20 protein-coding genes and 1 tRNA gene are annotated in these 20750 nt (G+C 67.8%); 14 read left to right on the top strand and 7 right to left on the bottom strand.

Features of this window, described 5'->3' with window-relative positions; genetic code table 11:
* The first annotated feature begins 32 nt into the window (after positions 1-32).
* Genes pstC through pstB form a run of 3 tightly spaced genes read left to right on the top strand, consistent with a single transcriptional unit; the run spans position 33 to position 3121 of the window.
* Entirely contained in the window at positions 33-1208 is a 1176-nt protein-coding gene (gene pstC / locus MJ603_RS05220; RefSeq protein WP_243062584.1) for a phosphate ABC transporter permease subunit PstC, read from the top strand.
* Positions 1205-2311: a phosphate ABC transporter permease PstA gene (gene pstA / locus MJ603_RS05215; RefSeq protein ID WP_243062583.1), complete on the top strand. Its 1107-nt coding sequence runs from the start codon at positions 1205-1207 to the stop codon at positions 2309-2311. The genes pstC and pstA overlap by 4 nt, the downstream gene beginning before the upstream one ends.
* A gap of 30 nt (positions 2312-2341) precedes the next feature.
* A complete protein-coding gene (gene pstB, locus MJ603_RS05210) occupies positions 2342-3121 on the top strand; it encodes a phosphate ABC transporter ATP-binding protein PstB (protein WP_243062582.1) in 780 nt (259 codons plus the stop codon).
* Between the two features lie 141 nt (positions 3122-3262).
* Here the strand turns inward: pstB and MJ603_RS05205 are convergent, their stop codons facing one another.
* Entirely contained in the window at positions 3263-3901 is a 639-nt protein-coding gene (locus MJ603_RS05205) for a DNA-directed RNA polymerase subunit beta (RefSeq protein WP_243062581.1), read from the bottom strand.
* 136 nt (positions 3902-4037) lie between these two features.
* On the opposite strand from MJ603_RS05205, the gene MJ603_RS05200 reads away from it, so the two are divergent.
* The 6 genes from MJ603_RS05200 (at position 4038) to MJ603_RS05175 (ending at position 10183) form a co-directional block, all read left to right on the top strand.
* Positions 4038-4202 (top strand): hypothetical protein, encoded by a 165-nt coding sequence (locus MJ603_RS05200; RefSeq protein ID WP_243062580.1) that lies wholly within the window; start codon positions 4038-4040, stop codon positions 4200-4202.
* A 134-nt stretch (positions 4203-4336) separates the two neighbouring features.
* A tRNA-Lys gene (locus MJ603_RS05195) sits at positions 4337-4409 on the top strand.
* 207 nt (positions 4410-4616) lie between these two features.
* Positions 4617-5825 carry an LLM class flavin-dependent oxidoreductase gene (locus tag MJ603_RS05190; RefSeq protein ID WP_243062579.1) on the top strand — a complete coding sequence of 403 codons (1209 nt, stop codon included), beginning with the start codon at positions 4617-4619 and terminating at the stop codon, positions 5823-5825.
* Positions 5822-6541, top strand: a complete 720-nt coding sequence (locus MJ603_RS05185; protein ID WP_243062578.1) for a CE1759 family FMN reductase — start codon at positions 5822-5824, stop codon at positions 6539-6541. Before MJ603_RS05190 ends, MJ603_RS05185 begins: the two co-directional genes overlap by 4 nt.
* Before the next feature lie 122 nt (positions 6542-6663).
* Complete coding sequence (locus MJ603_RS05180) at positions 6664-8160, top strand: GH1 family beta-glucosidase (protein ID WP_243062577.1); 1497 nt, start codon at positions 6664-6666, stop codon at positions 8158-8160.
* Positions 8161-8227: 67 nt separating this feature from the next.
* Positions 8228-10183 (top strand): acyltransferase family protein, encoded by a 1956-nt coding sequence (locus MJ603_RS05175; RefSeq protein WP_243062576.1) that lies wholly within the window; start codon positions 8228-8230, stop codon positions 10181-10183.
* Positions 10184-10188: 5 nt separating this feature from the next.
* Here the strand turns inward: MJ603_RS05175 and MJ603_RS05170 are convergent, their stop codons facing one another.
* From MJ603_RS05170 to MJ603_RS05160, 3 genes are read right to left on the bottom strand one after another with little or no spacing between them, the layout of a single operon-like run.
* Positions 10189-11196, bottom strand: coding sequence for a zinc-binding alcohol dehydrogenase family protein (locus MJ603_RS05170; protein WP_243062575.1), 1008 nt, complete (start codon positions 11194-11196; stop codon positions 10189-10191).
* Positions 11197-11206: 10 nt separating this feature from the next.
* Entirely contained in the window at positions 11207-12157 is a 951-nt protein-coding gene (locus MJ603_RS05165) for an aldose 1-epimerase family protein (protein WP_243062574.1), read from the bottom strand.
* A 29-nt stretch (positions 12158-12186) separates the two neighbouring features.
* Positions 12187-13017, bottom strand: a complete 831-nt coding sequence (locus MJ603_RS05160) for a DeoR/GlpR family DNA-binding transcription regulator (RefSeq protein ID WP_308220566.1) — start codon at positions 13015-13017, stop codon at positions 12187-12189.
* A gap of 57 nt (positions 13018-13074) precedes the next feature.
* Here MJ603_RS05160 and galT point away from each other — a divergent pair, with 57 nt between their 5' ends.
* The 3 genes from galT to MJ603_RS05145 all read left to right on the top strand — a co-directional run bounded on the left by galT (position 13075) and on the right by MJ603_RS05145 (position 16036).
* On the top strand, positions 13075-14196 hold the full coding sequence (gene galT, locus MJ603_RS05155; RefSeq protein ID WP_243062573.1) for a galactose-1-phosphate uridylyltransferase: 1122 nt from the start codon (positions 13075-13077) through the stop codon (positions 14194-14196).
* Entirely contained in the window at positions 14193-15368 is a 1176-nt protein-coding gene (gene galK / locus MJ603_RS05150) for a galactokinase (RefSeq protein WP_243062572.1), read from the top strand. Before galT ends, galK begins: the two co-directional genes overlap by 4 nt.
* A 128-nt stretch (positions 15369-15496) precedes the next feature.
* A complete protein-coding gene (locus MJ603_RS05145) occupies positions 15497-16036 on the top strand; it encodes a gamma carbonic anhydrase family protein (protein ID WP_243062571.1) in 540 nt (179 codons plus the stop codon).
* Here MJ603_RS05145 and MJ603_RS05140 read toward each other — a convergent pair.
* Complete coding sequence (locus tag MJ603_RS05140) at positions 16033-17658, bottom strand: amidohydrolase family protein (RefSeq protein ID WP_243062570.1); 1626 nt, start codon at positions 17656-17658, stop codon at positions 16033-16035. The genes MJ603_RS05145 and MJ603_RS05140 overlap by 4 nt on opposite strands.
* A 2-nt stretch (positions 17659-17660) precedes the next feature.
* Positions 17661-18950: an alanine racemase gene (locus tag MJ603_RS05135; RefSeq protein ID WP_243062569.1), complete on the bottom strand. Its 1290-nt coding sequence runs from the start codon at positions 18948-18950 to the stop codon at positions 17661-17663.
* Between the two features lie 39 nt (positions 18951-18989).
* Between MJ603_RS05135 and MJ603_RS05130 the strand changes: the two genes are divergently transcribed.
* Together MJ603_RS05130 and MJ603_RS05125 are read left to right on the top strand one after the other, a co-directional pair.
* Positions 18990-19862 (top strand): phosphotransferase, encoded by an 873-nt coding sequence (locus tag MJ603_RS05130; RefSeq protein WP_243062568.1) that lies wholly within the window; start codon positions 18990-18992, stop codon positions 19860-19862.
* Positions 19859-20260 carry a RidA family protein gene (locus MJ603_RS05125; protein ID WP_243062567.1) on the top strand — a complete coding sequence of 134 codons (402 nt, stop codon included), beginning with the start codon at positions 19859-19861 and terminating at the stop codon, positions 20258-20260. The genes MJ603_RS05130 and MJ603_RS05125 overlap by 4 nt, the downstream gene beginning before the upstream one ends.
* A gap of 7 nt (positions 20261-20267) precedes the next feature.
* On the opposite strand, the gene MJ603_RS05120 is transcribed toward MJ603_RS05125, so the two are convergent.
* Positions 20268-20747: a YbaK/EbsC family protein gene (locus MJ603_RS05120; RefSeq protein WP_243062566.1), complete on the bottom strand. Its 480-nt coding sequence runs from the start codon at positions 20745-20747 to the stop codon at positions 20268-20270.
* Between the last annotated feature and the right edge of the window lie 3 nt (positions 20748-20750).

Below are 20750 nucleotides of genomic sequence, written 5' to 3'. Positions count from 1 at the left end.
AAGTGACAGAGAACACCGCGGTGCGATCTCCCATGAAGAGCTTGCAAGACGATCGAGTAGGTACTGGAAGCTCCCAGCGTCCCGGCTCCCCTAACAAGGGGGCCGGGACGGCCCGGGTCAAGGCTCGTCCGGCAGACCGCATCTTCCGCTTTCTGAGCACGGGCTCCGCCGGCCTGATCATGGTGATTCTGGCGGGCGTCGCGCTCTTCCTCATCATCAAGGCCGGACCGGCCATCGTCGCCAACTGGAGCACGACGACCGATCTCTCCGGCGGCACGACGCACGGATTCAGCTCGTTCTGGGCCTACGTCGGCCCACTCATCTGGGGCACGCTGTTCTCCGCCCTGATCGCCCTCGTGCTCGGCGCCCCTGTCGCCATCGGCATCGCCCTCTTCATCTCGCACTACGCGCCGCGGCGCCTCGCCGGTGTGCTCGGCTATCTCGTCGACCTGCTCGCCGCCGTGCCCTCGGTCGTCTTCGGCCTGTGGGGCATCTTCGTCATCAGACCGTTCCTGATCCCGTTCCAGGACTGGCTCAACCAATACCTCGGATGGATCCCCCTCTTCTCCGGACCCGTCTCGCGCACCGGATCGACGATGCTCGCCGGTGGCGTGGTTCTCGCCGTGATGATCCTTCCGATCATCACCTCGATCTCACGCGAGATCTTCCTGCAGACTCCCCGCCTCCACGAGGAAGCCGCGCTCGCACTCGGCTCCACCAAGTGGGAGATGGTCAAGCTGGCAGTCTTCCCCTACGCACGCAGCGGCATAGTGAGCGCGACGCTTCTCGGCCTTGGCAGGGCCCTCGGAGAGACGATGGCGATCGCCCTGATCATGTCTCCGTCGCTGGTGTTCTCGGTCCAGATGATCACCGACACCCGCAACTCGCAGACCATCGCCGCCAACATCGCCCTGAACTTCCCTGAATCCAATGATCTGCAACGGGATGGTCTGATCGCGACCGGTCTCGCCCTGTTCGTGATCTCGTTCGGCGTGAACTTCATCGCACGTCTGGTCATCGCGCGGACGGGCGGTCCCCGCCGCGCCAAGAAGTCGGCGAGGCTGACACCGGCATCCGATGCGACCTCACTGCTCACCGCTGACGCTGCCGAGAGCCCTGTGAGCATCCGTTCCGAGCAGGCGGCACGGGATGCCGAGGCCGGAGACGAACGCACCGAACTGGCAGCAGAGCAGAACGAGGACCGATGAGCGCCACCGCGATCCCCAACAGCCGACGCCCGCGCGGGCCGGTGCCGAACGCCCTGACGTCGGCACAGCTGCCGCGATTCGTCGAGCTCTACACCCTGCTCGCCGCGCTCGCTGTGAGCGCTGCGGTGCTGGCGATGATCGGCTTCAACATCGTCGGCTGGCTTGTGCTCACCGCCGTGATCTACCTCGTCGGCCTCGGAATTCTCTCCTCGGTCGTCGAGAACCGTCGCAAGGCCACCGATCGGGTGATCCGCGGAGTCGTGACGATCGCGTTCCTGCTCGCGCTCATCCCTCTCGTGTCGACGCTCGTCACTGTGATCGCCGGAGGCGCGCCGGCTCTGACCTGGGACTTCATCACGAAGACCGGCGGATCGGTGTTCAACCCCCAAACGCTCAAGGTGACTGTCGTACAGGGCGCATGGCAGGCGATCGTCGGAACCCTGATCGTGACGGGGATCGCTGCGGTGATCTCGATCCCGATCGGCATCCTCGCCGCCATCTATCTCGTCGAGTACGCGCAGCCGACCCAGTGGATGGCGCGCACCGTCACGTTCCTGGTCGACGTGATGACCGGCATCCCGTCGATCGTCGCCGGTCTGTTCGCGTTCTCGTTGTTCACACTGATCGTCGGTCCGAAGGCGTTCAGCGGTTTCTCCGCGTCGGTCGCGCTGTCGGTTCTGATGATCCCGATCGTGATCAGGTCGACGGAGGAGATGTTGAAGCTCGTCTCCAACGACCTGCGGGAGGCATCGTTCGCGCTCGGAGTGACGAAATTCTCCACGATCGTGCGCATCGTGCTCCCCACCGCGATCGCCGGGATCATCACGGGTGTCATGCTCGCAATCTCCCGCGTGATCGGTGAGACGGCACCGATCTTCATCGCGGCGAGCTTCACCGACAACTTCAATGCCAATCCGTTCAGCGGCGCGATGCAGACGCTGCCTGTGATGGCGTATTCCGGGTACAAATTCCCATCGCAAGACATCGCGGCGTCGTACCAGTCCGCCTGGGGCGCAGCGCTTCTGCTGGTCATCCTCGTCGTCATCCTGAACCTCATCGCCCGTATCGTCGCCAGGGTCTTCGCGCCCAAGGGGCTTCGGTAACGGGAATCCGAAGCACCAAGAGGAGTTAGCGTGTCCAAGCGCATCAACGTGAACGATCTCGACGTCTACTACAGCGACTTCCTCGCCGTAGAGGGCGTGAACATGACGATCGAACCGCGTACCGTCACCGCGTTCATCGGACCGAGCGGATGCGGCAAGTCGACCTTCCTGCGCACCCTGAACCGCATGCACGAGGTGATCCCCGGCGCACACGTCGACGGCGAGGTCTACATCGACGGCGACAACCTCTACGCGCCCGGAGTGGATCCCGTTTCGGTTCGACGTCAGGTCGGAATGGTGTTCCAGCGCGCGAATCCGTTCCCGACGATGTCCATTCGCGACAACGTGCTCGCCGGCGTGCGGCTGAACAGCAAGCGGATGTCCAAGAGCGACGCCGACGACCTGGTCGAGACGTCCCTCAAGGGTGCGAACCTCTGGAACGAGGTGAAAGACCGCCTCCACCTCCCCGGCTCCGGTCTTTCCGGCGGACAGCAGCAGCGTCTGTGCATCGCGCGTGCGATCGCGGTGGCGCCGGACATCCTGCTGATGGACGAGCCATGCTCCGCACTCGACCCGATCTCCACGCTCGCCATCGAGGACCTCATCGAGGAACTCAAGCGCGAGTACACGATTGTGATCGTCACGCACAACATGCAGCAGGCGACTCGCGTCTCCGACAAGACTGCGTTCTTCAACATCGCAGGCACCGGCAAGCCGGGCAAGCTCATCGAGTACGACGACACCGCGACGATCTTCACGAAGCCGTCCGTGCAGGCCACAGAGGACTACGTCTCAGGCCGCTTCGGATGAGTCACGTGCGATAAACTTGGCGTCGGCCGGGCCGCAGTAACCCCGGGCTCCATCATTAGCCGCTTCGAGCGGCCTCGCGCCGAGAGGCGTTCTGCGGCCCGGCCATTGCGCTGCCCGGGGGCGATGGACACCCAAGGCAGGTCAATCCAAGGAGTCGCCCCGCCAGAGGGATGCTGCGGAGGCCAGTTCGCCGGCGAACTGTGAGAAACGCAGTGCCCTGCGGGTGAGCACCGTTGCTCGTTCCGGCTCGGTGGCCTCGGCGTCGTCTGCGAGGTTCGTGCATCCCGCAGCGCTCACCCGGCAGAATGCGGCCGCTCGGTCGAGGGCGACAGAGAAGTCCCCCTCGAAGACGCCGCGCAGAATGCGATCGGCGAGCTCGATGATCTCGGTCGGGCCGGTCGGCGCCTCAGCACCAGCGACCACGGGGTCGATCGACTGCATGATGTCGACACCACGCTGATACTGCAGGCTCGCCGCGTGCGGATCCTCGCGAATCGCAAGCCTCAGCAGGTAGATGCGCCAGAGCGCGCCAGGCAGGCTGTGCGGGCCCGCGTGCGACCACAATTCGGCGATCGCGTCGATGCCGTTCTCGTCGGTGTAGCTGACGAGACGCGACACGACCTCGGGATCCGGATGCCTGCGCACGCGCTCCAAGAGCGCGGCGGCGGTCTCGTGGGCGACGCGGCTCACTTCTGCGGGATCGTCGGCGCCGTGGAAGCTCTCGAACTTTCCTCCGGAGAACTTGGTCGGCTTGTGGAACGGGCGGCTCTCGTCGGTCATCACTCCAGCATCCCGCATGCGCGCTGCTCCCGCTGGTGTCGGAGCCGCCTCGCCCGCATCGGAGGATGACCTTCACACGACCACGCCTGCTGTCAAGGGCTACCCCTGCATGCAGAACCCTCGATACTTTTCGACGATGAACATTCTGTTGATCATCGTGGCCATCATCGCCGTCGTCCTCCTGATCACCGGTGGAGTCTGGTCGGCCGTGAGCTGGTTGCTCTGGGTGGGCATCGTTCTGCTGATCCTCGCGATCATCGTCTGGATCGTCCGTGCACTCACCGGGCGGCGTCGCGCCTGAACGTACCGACCTGGATCACCCGGCATACACGCGCGGGCGTCGCAGACTGCAGTCGCGGCGCCCGCGCCTTGCTGTCACACGGCTCGCTTCGTGTGCCAGAGGCACCGCGCCGCCCAGGTAGATTGTTCTCTGACGCCCCTCTAGCTCAGTTGGTAGAGCATCGGACTTTTAATCCGCGGGTCGCCGGTTCGAGCCCGGCGGGGGGCACCCAATCGATTCTTCGATCCGCACGACGGATGCCGCGAATTCGCCGCGTTGCACAATGTGTATTTTGCAACGCACGCGAGAGGCGTTCATGTCCTGCTGACGTGCGCGAGGTAGCGCCAGATGCGGCGCGGGACCTCCCGGGGAATGATGGACGTGGGGCATGCGTTACTGGTCTATGCAAACGCATACAAAGGGCAGGAGCACGTCATGCAGTTCGGAATCTTCTCGGTCAGCGACATCACCCGCGATCCGGTCAGCGGGGCGACCCCCAGCGAGGCGGAGCGCATCGACGCGACGGTGAAGGCTGCTGTCAAGGCTGAAGAGGTCGGCCTCGACGTCTTCGCGATCGGCGAGCACCACAATCCGCCGTTCTTCTCCTCGTCCCCGACGACGCTTCTCGCGCACATCGCCGCGCTCACGAAGCGTCTCGTCGTGACGACGTCGACCACGTTGATCACCACGAACGACCCCGTACGGATCGCCGAGGAATACGCGATGCTCCAGCACCTCTCGAAGGGCCGCATGGATGTCATGCTCGGCCGCGGCAACACGGCGCCGGTGTATCCGTGGTTCGGTCAGGACATTCGTCAGGGCCTGCCGCTGGCGCTCGAGCACTACAACCTGCTGCATCGCCTCTGGCGCGAGGACGTCGTGGACTGGGAGGGACGCTTCCGCACGCCGCTTCAAGGCTTCACGTCCACGCCGCGCCCACTGGATGACGTGCCGCCGTTCGTCTGGCACGGCTCGATCCGCACTCCGGAGATCGCCGAGCAGGCCGCGTTCTACGGCGACGGATTCTTCGCCAACCACATCTTCTGGCCCAAGGAGCACACCCAGCGCATGGTCGAGTTCTACCGCCAGCGCTTCGAGCACTACGGTCACGGCACCGCCAAGCAGGCGATCGTCGGGCTCGGCGGCCAGACCTATGTCGCGAAGAACTCGCAGGATGCCAAGAACGAGTTCCGCCCGTATTTCGACGAGGCGCCGGTGTATGGCCACGGCCCGACGCTCGAGGAGTTCACCGAGATGACCCCGCTCGCGGTCGGCAGCCCGCAAGAGATCATCGACAAGACGCTGTCGTTCCGCGAGTACGTCGGCGACTACCAGCGCCAGCTCTTCCTCATCGACCACGCTGGACTTCCTGCGGGTGCCGTGCAGGACCAGCTCGAGCTGCTCGGCAGCGAGGTCATTCCCGTGCTCCGCAGGGAGATGGATGCCCGCCGCGACCCCGAGGTGCCGGATGCCCCGACCCACCAGAGCCTCGTGACGGCGAAGTACGGCGACGCCGAATCTCGCCAACCACGGCCGAACGCGAACCGCGGCGACAACGTCACGGGTGGTTCCCCGTACCAGGACACCGACGAGATCGCCCGCGACGAGAGCACGGGCGAGAGCACCGAAGAGGTGTCAGCGTGAGCGAGCAGGCGACGCAGCCCGTATTCCGGCTCGTTGTCGTGAACGCGGGCATCAGCGACCCGTCGTCGACGAAGCTGCTCGGCGATCGGATCGCGCAGTCCGCGCGCGACATCGCCGAGCAGCGCGGACACACGGTCACGGTCACCACTCTGGATCTGCGCGAGCTGCTTCCCGAGCTGTCGGGGGCGCTGGCATCCGGTCTGCTCGGCCCGCGGTTCACGTCTGCCGTCGACGCGCTCCGCGAGGCGGACGGCGTGATCGCCAGCACCCCGGTCTACAAGGCCGGGCCGAGCGGACTCTTCAGCTCGTTCTTCCAGGTGCTCGACAACGATCTGCTGATCGCGAAGCCGATCGCTCTCGGCGCGACGGCGGGCACGGCGAGGCACGCCCTTGTCGTCGACGAGCAGATGCGCTCGCTGTTCGCCTACCTGCGCGCATTGAGCGTGCCGACCTCTGTCTTCGCGTCGACTGAGGACTGGCAGGACAAGTCGCTTGGCACCCGCATCGATCGGGCCGCGTTCGAGCTCGTACTGCTCATCGAGAGCGGCTTCGAGCGCTCGGTGCGCGGCGAGTCGTGGCGACAGTACCAGCACGAGTACGGCAGCGCAGGCGGAACCGAGCTCTCGATCGACCTGAACAGCGACCTGATGCGGCTGGCGACCGGCGGATCGCTCTCGCCCGAGAACGCCGGCATCACGGGCATCGACGAGGGCTGAAGACTCCCGACGTCCGACAGGATCGACCGAACCGCTTATGGTGAGGTCCCGCTCGTCGCTATGCTGGGCGCACCCAATAGAGAGCGCTCTCAGGGGCGCACGTTCGGAGGCGATGACGGCTCGTGGCAGGCAACGACAACACGTTCTCCCGTAACCGGTTCTCACTCACCCGCAGGCAGCTCCTGACGTCGGCGGGCGGGCTGGCCGCCGGCGGAGCCGTCGCGGCCGCGCTGGCAGCGTGCACACCGCTGGCATCCCCGAAGAACACGGCATGGACGCCGCCGGCATCCCCGATGAGATTCCCCAAGGGATACGTCTGGGGCGCCGCCACCAGCGCCTACCAGGTGGAGGGAGCGTGGAACGTCGACGGGCGCGGCCCGTCGATCTGGGACACGTTCTCGCGTGCGGGTGGCGGCCACATCGTGGACGGCTCCACCGGCGATGTCGCCGCGGACCATTACCACCGGTGGAAGGGCGACCTCGATCTGATGAAGGAACTCGGGCTTGGCGGATACCGGTTCTCGATCTCGTGGACACGCATCCAGCCGACCGGTTCGGGCGCCGTGAATCAGAAGGGTCTCGACTTCTACAAGGGCATCATCGATGGACTGGCGGAGCGCGACATCCGGCCGGCCATCACTCTGTTCCACTGGGACCTCCCCCAACCGCTGCAGGATGCCGGCGGCTGGCCGCTCCGCGATACCGCGAACCGCTTCGCGGACTATGCGGACATCGTGTTCGGCGTTTTCGGTGACGTCGACGCCGATTGGTTCACCCTCAACGAGCCCAAGACGCTCGCGTTCAACGGTTACTGGTACGGCAGCCACGCCCCAGGAATCATGGACCCGAACCAAGCCGCGGCGGCAGTGCACCACCAGCTGCTCGCGCACGGGCTCACGGTGCAAGCCTGGGGCGCGCACGGCGTGAAGGGTCGGATCGGACCGGTGCTCAACCTCACCCCCGTGACAGCGACCGACCCGGCAGCAGCCGAGCAGACGAAGAACGTCGACGCCGTGGAGAATCGGCTGTTCCTCGATCCCGTGCTGAAGGGCAGCTACCCGACGGATGCCATCGGCTCGGCCAACGGACAGCTGCCTGCCGATCCCGACCAGTTCGAGGCACTCGTGAAAGACGGCGATCTGTCCACGATCTCCTCCCCGATCGGGGTGCTCGGCGTCAACTACTACGGGGTGTCGGGCGTCGACCTGAACGGCACCATGGTGAAGATCCATAAGACCTCCACCGCCGACTGGGAGCAGATCTGGGCGCCGGGGCTGTACCAACTGCTGACGCGCATCACGAAGGACTACAAAAGGGTGCCGCTGCTGCTGACCGAGAACGGCATCCCCGACGACATGCTGCAGAACGGGCTGAACGACAGCGCGCGCATCTCGTACCTGCGCAGCCACTTCCAGCAGGCGGCGCGGGCCATCGGCGACGGCGTTCCGCTCGAGGGGCACTACGTCTGGGCACTGCTCGACAACTTCGAGTGGGCAGAGGGCTACACGCAGCGCTGGGGGCTCGTCCACGTGGACTTCGGCACGCAGAAACGCACGCCCAAGAAGAGCTTCGACTGGTACACGAAGGTCATCGCAGCGAACGCGGTCTCCCCTGTGTAGTCGGTCTCCCTCGCGCTCTGCGGGTCTGAAAGCAACCGTCGTGAGTGCCGATTAGAATCGCCCGACGATGTCCGCGAAGCTTCCGGCACGCCCGCTCGTGCCGCCCGTTCCCTCCGCCTCCTCGACCCCGACGCGGCTCGGCGGGCTCGACGGGCTGCGCGCGCTCGCCGTCATCGCCGTGATCGGGTACCACTTCCTCCCGAACGTCCTTCCCGGCGGCTTCATCGGGGTCGACGTGTTCTTCGTGATCAGCGGATTTCTGATCACGACGCTCCTCGTCGGTTCGATGCGCCGCAAGGAGCCGCTGCGGCAATTCTGGGCAAGGCGCGCGAGACGTCTGCTGCCGGCACTGCTCGTCGTCGTGCTGATGTGCAGCACCGTCGCCGTCATGATCGGCGGAGACGTGCTGGTCGACCTCGGCGCCCAAGTACTCGGCGCTGCGACGTTCAGCAGCAATTGGGTCGACATCGGACTCGATCAGAGCTACTTCGCCTCGACCACCCCGCAGCTGTTCCGCAATCTCTGGTCGCTCGGCGTCGAGGAGCAGTTCTACGTCGTCTGGCCGCTCATCATGCTCGTCATCGTGGCGGTGCTCCCTCGCAGGGCTCGCGCCGTCGCGGCGCTCGCGCTCGGAGCCGCATCGGCGATCGCGATGGCGCTGCTGTACGCGCCGGGCTCCGACCCGAGCCGGGTCTACTACGGAACAGACACGCACTTCTTCGGGCTGGCGTTCGGCGCCACCCTGGCACTCGCGCTCGACGGTGTGACCCGCTACGACGAGTACGGCCATCCGGGGCTCGCCGGGCGCCTCGAGTCGCGCTGGGCGCCCGCGGTGGGAGCCGTCTCACTCCTTGTGCTGGCCGCGTTCGTCGTGCTGCTGCACGACACGGATGCGTTCGCCTACGACGGCGGCCTCGTCGTGGCATCCGTCGCCGCCGTCGGCATCGTGTGGTCGGCCACCCGGCATCGTGCCGTTCTCGGCAGGATGCTCGACATGCGGCCGCTGCGCGCCGTCGGAGTGCGTTCCTACGGCATCTATCTCTGGCACCTGCCGATCTGGGTGCTGCTCACACTCACGTGGCCGACGACCGGCGAGTGGTCGTCGACGTGGACGAAGGTCGGGGTGGCGCTCGCGCTGACCGCGGCCGCCGGATGGCTGTCGTATCGCTTCGTCGAGACGCCGATCCGCTCGCACGGCTTCGGCGTGCTCCTGCGTCCGTTCCGGCCGGGCGTACGCCACGCGCATCCTGCGGCGTTCGGCAGTGCGTGTGCCGCGCTCGTGCTCGTCTTGGTCGGGGTGGCGTCGACCTCGGCCGCTGCCGTGCAGAGCGTCTCCTACGTCTCGAGCGTGCAGCGCCAGGTCGACGCCGGGCGTGCCGCGATCGATCACGCACGCACCGCGACGACGCCGACGGCGACTCCGTCGACTGCAGCGACGCCGAAGGTGACGCCGTCGGCCGCTCCGTCGTCGTTCGCGCCGAAGCCCGGCCCGACGTCATCGTCGAGCACTCCTGCGCCTCCTGTTCCCGGGGCTCCGGCGCCACGGGACGGCAGCGACATCACGGCCATCGGCGACTCCGTGATGCTGGCGTCGGCGCCTGCGCTCTTGGAGGCTTTTCCCGGCATCGACATCGATGCCGTCGTCTCACGCTCCCCGAGGGACGCCCCCGCCCTGATGACGCAGAAGGCCGCTGCAGGAAAGCTGCGGCCGATCGTGCTGATCGGGCTGGGCACGAACGGCTACCTCGGAACGGGAACGCTCGACAGGGTGCTGCAGGCTGCGGGCCCTCACCGCTCGATCGTCTTCGTCAACATCTACGCCGACGAGCCGTGGCTCGGCGAGGTCGACGGCGACCTGGCGGCGTTCGTCGCTGCGCATCCCGGGCAGACCGCATTGGCCGACTGGCACGACGCGATCGCCCCGCACCAAGATCTGCTCGGTCCCGACCACATCCACCCGGGCAGCACGGGCGGGCGAATCTACGCTTCGTGCGTGGCCAAGGCGCTCGACCGGCTCGGCTGAGTCCTTCAGCGCTCCACGACGACTTTGCCGACGGTGTGCCCCGACTCGACAAGCCGGTGGGCCTCGCGGAACGTGGCGGCGTCCCATCCGCGCAGCACGGTCGTCGCGGTAGAGACCACGCGATGCTCGTCGACAAGGGTCGCGACGGCATCAAGCACCTCGTGCTGCGTGATCATGTCGCTCGAACGCTGCACGGGGCGAGTGAACATGTACTCCCAGTGCCAGCTGAGGCTCTTCGACTTGAGCAGGTCGAAGTCGACGTCGCGCCCCGAGTCGATGGCCACGATTGCGCCGAACGGCCGCAGCAGGGCCGCGTAGTCCGCCGCCCTGCCCGCGCTGTGCGCGGAGAAGATCCAGTCGACGCCCTCAGGTGCGATGCGCCGCACCTGAGCGACGAGGTCCGCGTGGTGATCGACGACCTCGGATGCCCCGAGGTCACGCACCCACGCCTCGTTCTCGGCACCGGATGCCGTCGCGACCGTTCGCACCGACGGAAGCAGTTCGCGCACGAGCTGGAGCAGAACCGACCCGACACCGCCGGTCGCGCCGACGACGAGCAGCGTGCCGGCATCCGCTGACGTCAGCCGGAGCTTGTCGAAGAGGGCTTCCCACGCCGTGATGGTGGTGAGAGGCAGCGCTGCGGCAGACGCAAAGCCCAGCGACGTCGGCTTTCTGCCGGCGATGCGCTCGTCGACGAGCTGCAGGTCGGCATCCGATCCCTGCCGGTCGAGCTGGCCGGCCCACCACACCTCGTCCCCTGGCGCGAACAGCGTCACGTCCGCCCCGACGGCGCGCACGATACCCGCGCCGTCGAAGCCCAGCACGCGCGGGGCATCCAGCTCGGGGCTGCCTGAGCGCTGCTTCACATCGACCGGATTGACGGAGGCCGCGAGCACCTCGATCAACACGTCACGGGAGCCGGGCTCCGGCACCGGCAGCTCGACGTCGATCAGGCTCTGCTCGTCATCGATCGGGAGGCCGTGCGTCAGCGCCACGGCGTGCATCGTCTGCATGGGATGCCCTTCAGCCCTCGACTGCCAGACTCGCCGAGATGCCCCAGCGCGCCGTGAACGTCTCCCCCGGCGACAGCCATCGCAGACCTTGCCCGCTGTTCAGCGCGTTGGCCGGTGCGGTCATCGGCTCGACGGCGACGGTGACGTCACCGGCAGGAAGCGTCGCGAACGAACGGTGCGTGAAGACCTGGGCGAAGCCGAACGCATCGTCGGTCCAGAGCGTCACAGCGCGGCCGTCGGGAGCGGTGAGCGAGTGCTGAGCCTTGCCTGAGCTGTGCAGCACTCCGCCGAAGCCGTCGTCGAGCTTCAGGTCACGCACCCGAACGCCGGCGCGAAGGTCGAACTCGGTGCCGTGCACCGGATGCTCCCCCAGCACGTTGAGCTGATCGTCGACCTCGAAGTGGGTGGTGGCGTCGACGCGCAGCACGAGGTCTGCGGTCGGCACGCCGCCGATCTTGAGATAGGGATGAGCACCGAGGGCGACCGGGGCATCCGCCTCGCCTGCGTTGCGAATGGTGTGCGTCACCTCGAGTCCGTCGGCACTCAGCGCGTACCGCACGCTCGTGTCGAGCAGGAACGGGTACCCGAGCTGTGGATAGACGGTGGCGGCGAGCGTCACCGAATCCTTCGTGCGCATGGTGAGGAGGTATGGCGAGTACCGAAGCAGGCCATGGATCGCGTTGCCGAGCTTCGGCTCCGTGACGGCGAGCCGCTGCTCGGCGACCGAGCCGGACTCGTCGCGCAGCCACCAGGTGGCGTCCTTCACGCGATTCGGCCACGGGACGAGCACGATGCCGCAGCCCGACGGGGGCGTCGAATTCTCGTCGAACGGCTCTGTCAGGTCTATGCCGTCGACGGCATACGACCGGATGCCGGCCGCCACCTGCGTGATGACGGCCCGTGCCCTCCCGTCTGGCGTGTCGACGGCGAGTTCGTACTGGTCCCCGGTGGGTGCGCGCATGTACCCAGCGTAGGCATCCGGCGCCCTGTTCAGGACGCCTCGGTGTCGACCACCACGATCTCGGCTCCGCCCGCTTTGCGCAGTTCGGCGACCGCGGGCTTCGGAGCGGACGCCCCGAGGAAGACGGTCTCGAAGTCGCCAAGGGCGCCGATGCGGCCGAGGTGCACCCGCCCCGCCTTCGACCCGTCGGCGACCACAACGGCACGCGCCGAGGCTCGCACCATGTCGCGCTTGAGCTCGGCCTCCGGCAGGTTGATGTTCGTGATGCCGGAGGCGGCATCCACACCGTTGCAGCCGATGAAGGCGAGATCGGCGTGCACCCGCTCGAACATCACGGTGGCCAGCGGCGCTACGAGGGAGTGCTGAAGGGGGCGGAGCGTGCCGCCCGTGACGATGACCTGCATGCGGGGAACGGCGTTCTCGAGTTCGAGCGCGATCGTGAGGCCGTTCGTGATCACGGTGACGTCGTAGAGGTCCTCTCGACGCACCAGTTCCCGCGCGACCGCCATGCCCGTGCTGCCGACGTCGACGATCACGCTCATGCCGGGCTGGACGAGTGCGGATGCGATGCGTGCGATCGCCCGCTTCTCCTCGGCAAGGCTCTCGAGCGCCTCTTCGAACGAAAGCTCGTGCAGCGGACCTGTCACCCTTGGCATCGCGCCGCCGTGCACGCGCCGGACGCCCTGCGTGCCTTCGAGCACCGAGAGGTCGCCGCGCACCGTCACGTCGGAGACGCCGAACGTCTCGCTCAGCTCGCCGACCCGCACGAATCCGCGGTCGGCGATGAGACTGAGCATGCGCTGCCGCCTGATCATCGCGGGAGCGCCGGCATCGGGAACGGAGCCTGGTACGTCGGTCACGGCATCAACTTACGTTTGCTTTTGTTTCGTTGTCAATGCATAAGCTATCGTGGCTTCGTGGGCTCCATCACCAAGCGCGAGTACCGTCTCGCCGACGGACGTGACCTGTTCTACTTCGACGACGCGGAATCGACGTTGCCGCCCGACCGGGCACCGGACCTGCGAGAGCTCGATCCGCGGCCCGCGACGGCTCGCATGCGTCAGGACCCACTGACCGGCGATTGGATCTCCATCGCCGCAGCGCGCCAGAACCGCGTCGTGCTTCCGCCTGCCGCGCTCGACCCGCTCGCGCCGCAGTCTGAAGGCAATCCGTCGGAGATTCCCAGTGAGTACGACGTGGCCGTCTTCGAGAACCGGTCGCCGTCATTCGGCCCTCAGCTCAGCTCTCCGGATGCCCCACACGGCCTCGCCGACCTCGCCGAGGTGGGCATCGGCCGCGTGCGCACCTCGATCGGCCGCTGCGAGGTGGTCTGTTTCAGCCCGGGGCACACCGGCGCATTCGGCAGCATCAGCGCCTCGCGGGCTCGCACGGTCATCGAAGCCTGGGCAGACCGCACGGCCGCGCTGTCGGCGATGGACGGCATCCAACAGGTCTTCCCGTTCGAGAACCGCGGCGAGGCGATCGGCGTGACGCTCGGGCATCCGCACGGTCAGATCTACGCCTACCCCTACATCACGCCGCGCACGCAGCGCCTGCTCGCCTCTGTGGAGGCCTACGGGCCGAAACTGTTCGACGACATCCTGAGCTTCGAACAGCAAGGCGAGCGGATGTTCCTCACCGGCGAGCACTGGAGCGCCTTCGTGCCCTTCGCAGCGAGGTGGCCGCTCGAGGTGCACCTCATGCCGCACAGTCAGGTGGCCGACTTCGCCGCCACGAGCGATGCCGAGCGCGCAGAACTCGCCACCCTCTACCTGCGCCTGCTGCGCGGTGTCGACCGGCTCTACGACACCCCAACCCCCTACATCGCGGCCTGGCATCAGGCACCGGTGAACGAGCACCGCGACGACGTGCGCCTCCACCTGCAGCTGACGTCGCCCCGACGCGCTGCAGACAAGCTGAAGTTCCTGGCCGGGAGCGAGGCCGCCATGGGAGCATGGATCGGCGATGTGCCACCCGAGGTGCAGGCTGAGTCCCTGCGCCAGGCGATCGCCACCGCAGACAAGGAGACCCCCGTATGACCGATCTCGTCGAGACGGCACGTGCCCGCTTCACCGAGTTGTACGGACGCGCACCGCAGGGGATCTGGTCGGCGCCGGGGCGTGTGAACCTGATCGGCGAGCACACCGATTACAACGACGGCTTCGTCTTTCTGTTCGCGATCGATCGTCGCACCGTGGCAGCGCTGGCCCTGCGAGACGACCGAACGGTGCGTCTGACCTCGTCGTTCACCGACGAGATCGTCGAGACGACACTCGCCGACCTCGGACCGGGCGGCGCGCACGGCTGGCAGAACTACCCGCTCGGAGTCGCGTGGGCGCTGAGCCAGTCAGGATTGGGTCAGCTCGGCGCCGATCTGGATGCCGTCCCGGGATTCGACCTGTACCTCGACTCCGACGTTCCCGTCGGCGCAGGGCTGTCGTCCTCGGCCGCCATCGAGTCGGCCGTCGCCGTCGCGCTGAACGATGTCTGGCGCCTCGACCTGGACCGGAACGCTCTGGTGAAGGCCGGGCACATCGCGGAGAACGAGGTCGTCGGAGCGCCGACGGGCATCCTGGATCAGTCGGCATCCCTTCTGGGGCGCCTCGACTGCGGCATCTTCATCGACTGCAGGAGCCTGGAACGCGACGTCATCCCGCTCGGGTTCGACGAGGCGGGGCTCGAAGTCCTCGTGATGGACACGAAAGTGGAGCACGAGCACGCGGCGGGCGGATATGCGGCGAGGCGGGCATCGTGCGAGGCCGGAGCACGGGAGCTCGGCGTCGAGTCGCTGCGCGAGGTCTCGATCTCGGACCTGCCGCGAGCGCGCGAAGTGCTCGACGGCGAGACGTTCCGTCGGGTGCGTCACGTGGTCACGGAGAACCAGCGGGTGCTCGACACGGTGCGAACGCTACGCGAGCAGGGTCCGCGGGCGATCGGCGACCTGATGGATGCCTCGCATCGGTCGCTGCGCGACGACTTCGAGGTCTCCGTTCCCCAGCTCGACCTGGCCGTCGAGATCTCGCAGAACTACGGTGCGATCGGCGCCAGGATGACCGGTGGCGGCTTCGGCGGCTCGGCGATCGCCCTCGTGCCGCGCGAGCTGATCTCGCACGTCGAGGCCGCTGTCGACGGTGCGTTCGCGGAGCACGGCTACGCCCAGCCCGACCTGTTCGCGGTCGTGCCGTCGGACGGCGCCCGCCGCGACGAGTAGGGTCGCGACGCGAAAACAGGCAAGATCGCGCTCTCCTCGCGAAGACAGGCGGCATCCGCCTGGTTTCGGGAGATTTGCCTGCGCTGATGAAGGCAGGTCCGCGCTCGCGACGGGCATAGCCTGGCTGCATGACCGTCGCCGCTGATGCCCGCTTGATCGTTCTGCCCGGCAGGGCCGCTCCCGAGGTCGCCGAGACCGCGTGGGTCGCACCGGGTGCGGCTCTTGTCGGCGCCGTCACGCTGCACGAGCTGGCGAGCGTCTGGTACAACGCAGTGCTGCGCGCCGACAACGAGCCGATCGTCATCGGCACACGCTCGAACCTGCAGGACAACGTCTCGTGCCACGTCGACGACGGTGCACCCCTCACGCTCGGCAGTGGCGTCTCGGTCGGACACAACGCCGTGCTGCACGGCTGCACGATCGAGGACGACGTGCTGATCGGCATGCACGCAACGGTGATGAACGGGGCGGTGATCGGCTCGGGGTCGCTCGTCGCGGCCGGCGCCCTCGTCACGGCGGGGACGATCGTGCCGCCTCGGTCGCTGGTCGCGGGTGTGCCGGCGAAGGTGCGACGCGAGCTGAGCGACGACGAAGTGGCGGGCATCCGTCACAACGCCGAGGTGTACCTGGAGCACCTCGAGCTGCATCGGGCGGGTGCTCGGGTCTAGCCTGCGCGCAGCACGCGCCCGGCGACGGCATCCGTGCGGCGGCCGTCATCGACCACCACCCTGCCGTCGATCATCACGGCACCAAAGCCCTCCGCCGGCCTGCGCGGATTGTCGAAGGTCGCGACGTCGAGCACGGTGAGCGGGTCGAACAGCACCAGGTCGGCCACGAACCCCTCGCGCACGAGTCCGCGATCGGCCAAACCCAGCCGCCGCGCCGGCGTCGCGGCGAGATGCCGCACGCACTCGGCCAGGGTGAGCACGCCCTCATCGCGCACGTAGTGCGCGAGATAGCGGGCGAACGTTCCCCAGCCGCGCGGGTGCGGTCGCGAGCCGACCAGGATGCCGTCGCTCCCGCCGGTGTGCACAGGGTGGCGCATGATGCCGCGCACGTTCGCCTCGTGGCCGATGTGCATCAGGATGCTCGTGCCCAGCCGATCCCGCAGCAGCAGGTCGATCACGACGTCGACCGGATGCTCGCCGGCCGCGTCCGCCAGCTCGGCAACGCTCGAGCCGACGATGCCCTCGAGCTCCGGCGACCGGACTCCCGCGATCTGGATCACGCTCCAGTCCGCCCGCTCTCCGTGGAATCCGTCGGAACCGGCGTCGAAGGCCTCGGCGATCGCGTCCCGGCGGTCGCCGCTGCGCAGCCGCGCGAGCAGGGCATCCGGGCCGCCGACGGACATCCAGCTCGGCAGCAGGGCGGCGAGCGTCGTGGCTCCCGGCAGGTACGGATAGCTGTCGAGCGTGAGGTCGACGCCGCCTTCGAGCGCCTCATCGATCAGCTCGAGGAAGCGTGGAAGGGCATCGCGGTTCGTCGCGAAGTTGAGCGTGGCATGCGAGAGGTGCAGGGCGCATCCGGTCGCCGAGGCGATGTCGATGACCTCGCTGTAGGCATCCAGCGCGCCGACGCCGTACGAGCGGGTGTGCGGCGCGTAGAAGCCGCCGCGATCCGCGACGATCTCGCACAGTGTGGCGAGTTCGGCCTGATCGGCGTACATTCCCGGCGCGTAGGTGAGGCCGCTGGAGAGACCGACGGCGCCTGCATCGAGGCTGTCGGCGAGGATGCCGCGCATCCTGTCGAGCTCGGCTGGTGTCGCCTGCCGGTCGTCGTGGCCGACGGCGAGCATCCTGAGATTGCCCTGCGGCACGAGCACTGCCACGTTCGTCGGCGGGCCTGCACCCTCGACGCCGCGGTCGAGCCGAGCGAGGAAGTCGGCCATGCTGCGCCACGAGTAGTCGAGCGGCGGTTCGCCGTTCCAGCCGGCGATCTGGGTGCGGATGTCGTGCATCGCGCCGTCGTCGACCGGCGCGTAGCCGAGCCCGTCCTGGCCGATCAGCTCCGTCGTGACCCCCTGACCGAGCTTCGCGAGGTGATCGGCGTCGCTCAGTACCGCGAGGTCGGAATGCGCGTGCATGTCGATGAAGCCGGGAGCGAGCACGAGACCGTTGGCGTCGATGGTGCGGGCATCCGCGACGACCGCGGCCACGGCCTCGCAGGAGCGGTCGATCGCCGCGATCCGGCCGTCTGCCACGAGCAGGTCCGCGACGTACGGCTCGCCGCCCGAGCCGTCGACCACAGTCGGGCCCGCGAACAGCACCTTGCCGCTGGATGCCCGCGCCACCGTCAGAACACCGTCTCGACGAGATCGATCACGAGGGGATCATCGGCGAGCGCGTCATCGACCACCGGCACGAGCCGCCACTTGTCGAGCGCGGTGCAGGGGTGCGAGAGACCGAGCCGCACGACCGTGCCGACCGGAAGGTCGTCGATCGACGCCTCCGGCAGGCGCAGGAACGCGTGCTGGTCGTTGACGGCGGTGATCTCCGCCCCGGCGAGCACACCGCCGGTGTGCGTCGCGCGGTCGTCGCCGATGACAGCCTGCGGAACGGGCAGCCCCTCATCGAACGGAAGGTCACGGCGGCCCGCGTCGAGCAGTGCGAGTCCCGGTTCGGGTCGCGAGACCACGCGGGCACGCAGGTGCATGGCGGAGCGGAACGGCTCGGTGCCGGTCAGAGTCCCCATCGGGCCGATGCGGGAATAGTAGCCGTCGTCGTGCACCTGATACGCGCCGGAGCGCAGCACAACGTCGGCGTCGGCGATGCCGCCGAGCCGCTCCGCCACACGATCGAGGTAGGCGCTGCCGCCCGCCGTGACGATCGGGCGATCGCCACCGTCTGTCTGCCGGTAGAGACCCTCAGCCGCGGTGGCGACGTGCAGGGCGCGCAGCTCGTCGAGGTAGGCGTCGACGCGCGCGACGGCATCCGTCGACCTGTCATGCCCGACAGCGCCCTCGTAGCCGCCGACACCGGCAAGCTCGAGGTTCTCTGAAGCGGCGACGGCACGGGCGATGCCGAGTGCGGCATCCGTCCCTCTTGCACCGGTGCGGCCACCGACGCCGCCCAGTTCCGCGATCACCGGGATGCGTCTGCCGCGAGCCCCGGACCCTTCGTCGAGCAGGCGAACGGTGCGCAGATCGTCGACCCACGAGAGCACCTCAGGCTCGTCCGCGCCACGGCTCACGTCCGTGACCCATCTGATCGCGACCGGGTCGACGACGGAGTTCGCGATCATGATGCGCCGGATGCCGGCAACCCGCGCGACCCCCGCCTGCCACGGCGTCGCGACGGTGAGTCCCCACGCGCCGGCATCCATCAGGTCCCGCCACAGCGCGGGCGCCATCGTCGTCTTGCCGTGCGGTGCGATGCGGAAGTCGTTCTGAGCGAGCCACTCGCGCATCACCCGCACGTTGTGGTCGAGCGCGCCTCGATCGAGCGTGAGCACCGGGGTGAGGAACTCCGACAGTCGCGGCCGGGTGGCGAGGAACTCGGCGACAGTGCTGCCGTGTGCGGACGGAGGAACCGATTTGTCGCGCTCCGAGAGGGTTCGCGATGCCGAGACTCGTTCTGCGATCACCGTCGTGAGTCTACGGGCGACCGATAGCCTGCCATGGTGATGGCGAGCACCGCGAACGAGCTGAACGCGCGTCAGTCGGCGCTGCTCGACGAATGGCTCGGCGAGTGGATGCTCGTCGAAGACTTCTCCTGGCCGCTGCAGGACACCACCGTGCTGCGGGTCCGCACGACGGGCGACGGCACCGGCGTCGTGGATCACACGGTCAAGGCGAGCGAGACGAGCCACCACATCGGCAGGGAGATCGCCGCGCATCGCGACGTGATCGACCGGCTGCGTCTTTCGGCACCGCGGCTCGAGTTCGCCGACGAGAGCGCAGGCATCCTCGTCACCGAGTACCTGCCGGGCGAACTGCTGCTCGGAACATCGTGGCAGAGCGACGCCGGCGCGTTCGAGCAGGCCGGCGACATCCTGGTCCGGTTGCAGGTGCCGGGTGCGGTCTCGGAACACTATATGGCGTCGGTGTCGGCGCAGACGGAGGACCTTCTCGGCCGCGCCGACGGACTCGTCGACCGCGACTCGGTGGCGCGACTGCGCGAACGGCTCGGCCGCATCCGGCCTCTGCCCGTGCGCCTGCACTTCACGCACGGCGACTACCAGCCGCGCAATTGGCTCGTGAACGACGGACGCGTCGCTGTGATCGACTTCGGACGCGGAGCACAGCGATCGTGGGTGAGCGATCTGGTGAGGCTACGAAGCAAGGACTTCCACGAGCATCCGGAGCTCGAGGCCGCCTTCATGGCGGGAATGAGCCGCGAGCTCGACGAGGCGGATGCCGAGCTGCTCGCGTTGGAAACCCTGCGCGAGGCGATCGGCACGGTCGTGTGGTCCCGCGGGATCGGCGATGATGATTTCGAGGAGCACGGCCGCATCATGATCCGCCGGTTCCTCGACGATGAGAACGGAGCACCATGAGCAAGACGCGCATCACGACCGCCGGGGCGCCGGCACCCGCGTTCACCTTCTCGCAGGGTGTGCGCAAGGGTCAGCTTCTGCAGGTCTCCGGCCAGGGGTCGGTGGATCCCGCGACGAACGAATACGTGTTCCTCGGCGATGTGGCAGCTCAGACCACGCGTGTGCTGCAGAACATCAAGGCGATCGTCGAGGCCGGCGGGGCATCCTTCGACGACGTGATCATGCTGCGGGTCTACCTGACGAGCCGCGATGACTTCGGGTCGATGAACGAGGCCTACGGTGCATTCGTCGCCGAGAACTCCCCGAGCGGCGTCCTCCCGTCACGCACGACTGTGTTCACGGGTCTGCCGCGCGAGGAGATGCTGGTGGAGATCGACGCGCTCGCCGTGGTGGAGTAGCCCGGGGCTACGCCTCGACGTCGACCTCGGTGCCGCCGGTGAGTTCGACCAGCTGCTCGTAGCTGAGCGGGAACACGGTGTGCGGATGCCCGGCGGCGGCCCAGATCTGCGGGTACGCCTTCAGCGCGGTGTCGACCCAGGTACGCAGGGGTTGCGGATGCCCGGTGGGCGCGACTCCCCCGATCACCTGACCGGTGGCGTCGCGCACCGTGTCGGCCGATGCACGCTTCAACGCGCCGCCGAGCCGCTCGCCGAGGAATGCCGTGTCGACGCGGTGTCCGCCGGAGGTCATCACCAGCACGGGTTCGCCGTCGAGGGTGAAGACCAGCGAGTTGGCGATGGCTCCGACCTCCACGCCGATCGCGTCGGCGGCCGCTACCGCCGTCGGCGTCGCCTCGTCGAGCCAGCGCACCTCACCGTCGATTCCGTGGGAGCGCAGTTCGCGCTCCACCGCCTGCACGGACGCGTGGGAGGTGTCGATCGCCATCGG

Source organism: Humibacter sp. RRB41, from assembly GCF_022761015.1.
Lineage (GTDB): Bacteria > Actinomycetota > Actinomycetes > Actinomycetales > Microbacteriaceae > Humibacter.
This window is presented reverse-complemented; position numbering and strand designations above follow the sequence as displayed.

Bases quoted from the DNA above. Each gene is read 5' to 3' on its own strand.
- MJ603_RS05165 (WP_243062574.1), bottom strand. From the start codon at position 12,157: ATGCGCGCACCCACCGGGGACCAGTACGAACTCGCCGTCGACACGCCA.
- MJ603_RS05120 (WP_243062566.1), bottom strand. From the start codon at position 20,747: ATGGCGATCGACACCTCCCACGCGTCCGTGCAGGCGGTGGAGCGCGAA.
- MJ603_RS05205 (WP_243062581.1), bottom strand. From the start codon at position 3,901: ATGACCGACGAGAGCCGCCCGTTCCACAAGCCGACCAAGTTCTCCGGA.
- pstC (WP_243062584.1), top strand. From the start codon at position 33: ATGAAGAGCTTGCAAGACGATCGAGTAGGTACTGGAAGCTCCCAGCGT.
- MJ603_RS05145 (WP_243062571.1), top strand. From the start codon at position 15,497: ATGACCGTCGCCGCTGATGCCCGCTTGATCGTTCTGCCCGGCAGGGCC.
- galK (WP_243062572.1), top strand. From the start codon at position 14,193: ATGACCGATCTCGTCGAGACGGCACGTGCCCGCTTCACCGAGTTGTAC.
- MJ603_RS05130 (WP_243062568.1), top strand. From the start codon at position 18,990: ATGGCGAGCACCGCGAACGAGCTGAACGCGCGTCAGTCGGCGCTGCTC.
- MJ603_RS05125 (WP_243062567.1), top strand. From the start codon at position 19,859: ATGAGCAAGACGCGCATCACGACCGCCGGGGCGCCGGCACCCGCGTTC.
- pstA (WP_243062583.1), top strand. From the start codon at position 1,205: ATGAGCGCCACCGCGATCCCCAACAGCCGACGCCCGCGCGGGCCGGTG.
- MJ603_RS05170 (WP_243062575.1), bottom strand. From the start codon at position 11,196: ATGCAGACGATGCACGCCGTGGCGCTGACGCACGGCCTCCCGATCGAT.
- MJ603_RS05190 (WP_243062579.1), top strand. From the start codon at position 4,617: ATGCAGTTCGGAATCTTCTCGGTCAGCGACATCACCCGCGATCCGGTC.
- MJ603_RS05175 (WP_243062576.1), top strand. From the start codon at position 8,228: ATGTCCGCGAAGCTTCCGGCACGCCCGCTCGTGCCGCCCGTTCCCTCC.
- MJ603_RS05200 (WP_243062580.1), top strand. From the start codon at position 4,038: ATGAACATTCTGTTGATCATCGTGGCCATCATCGCCGTCGTCCTCCTG.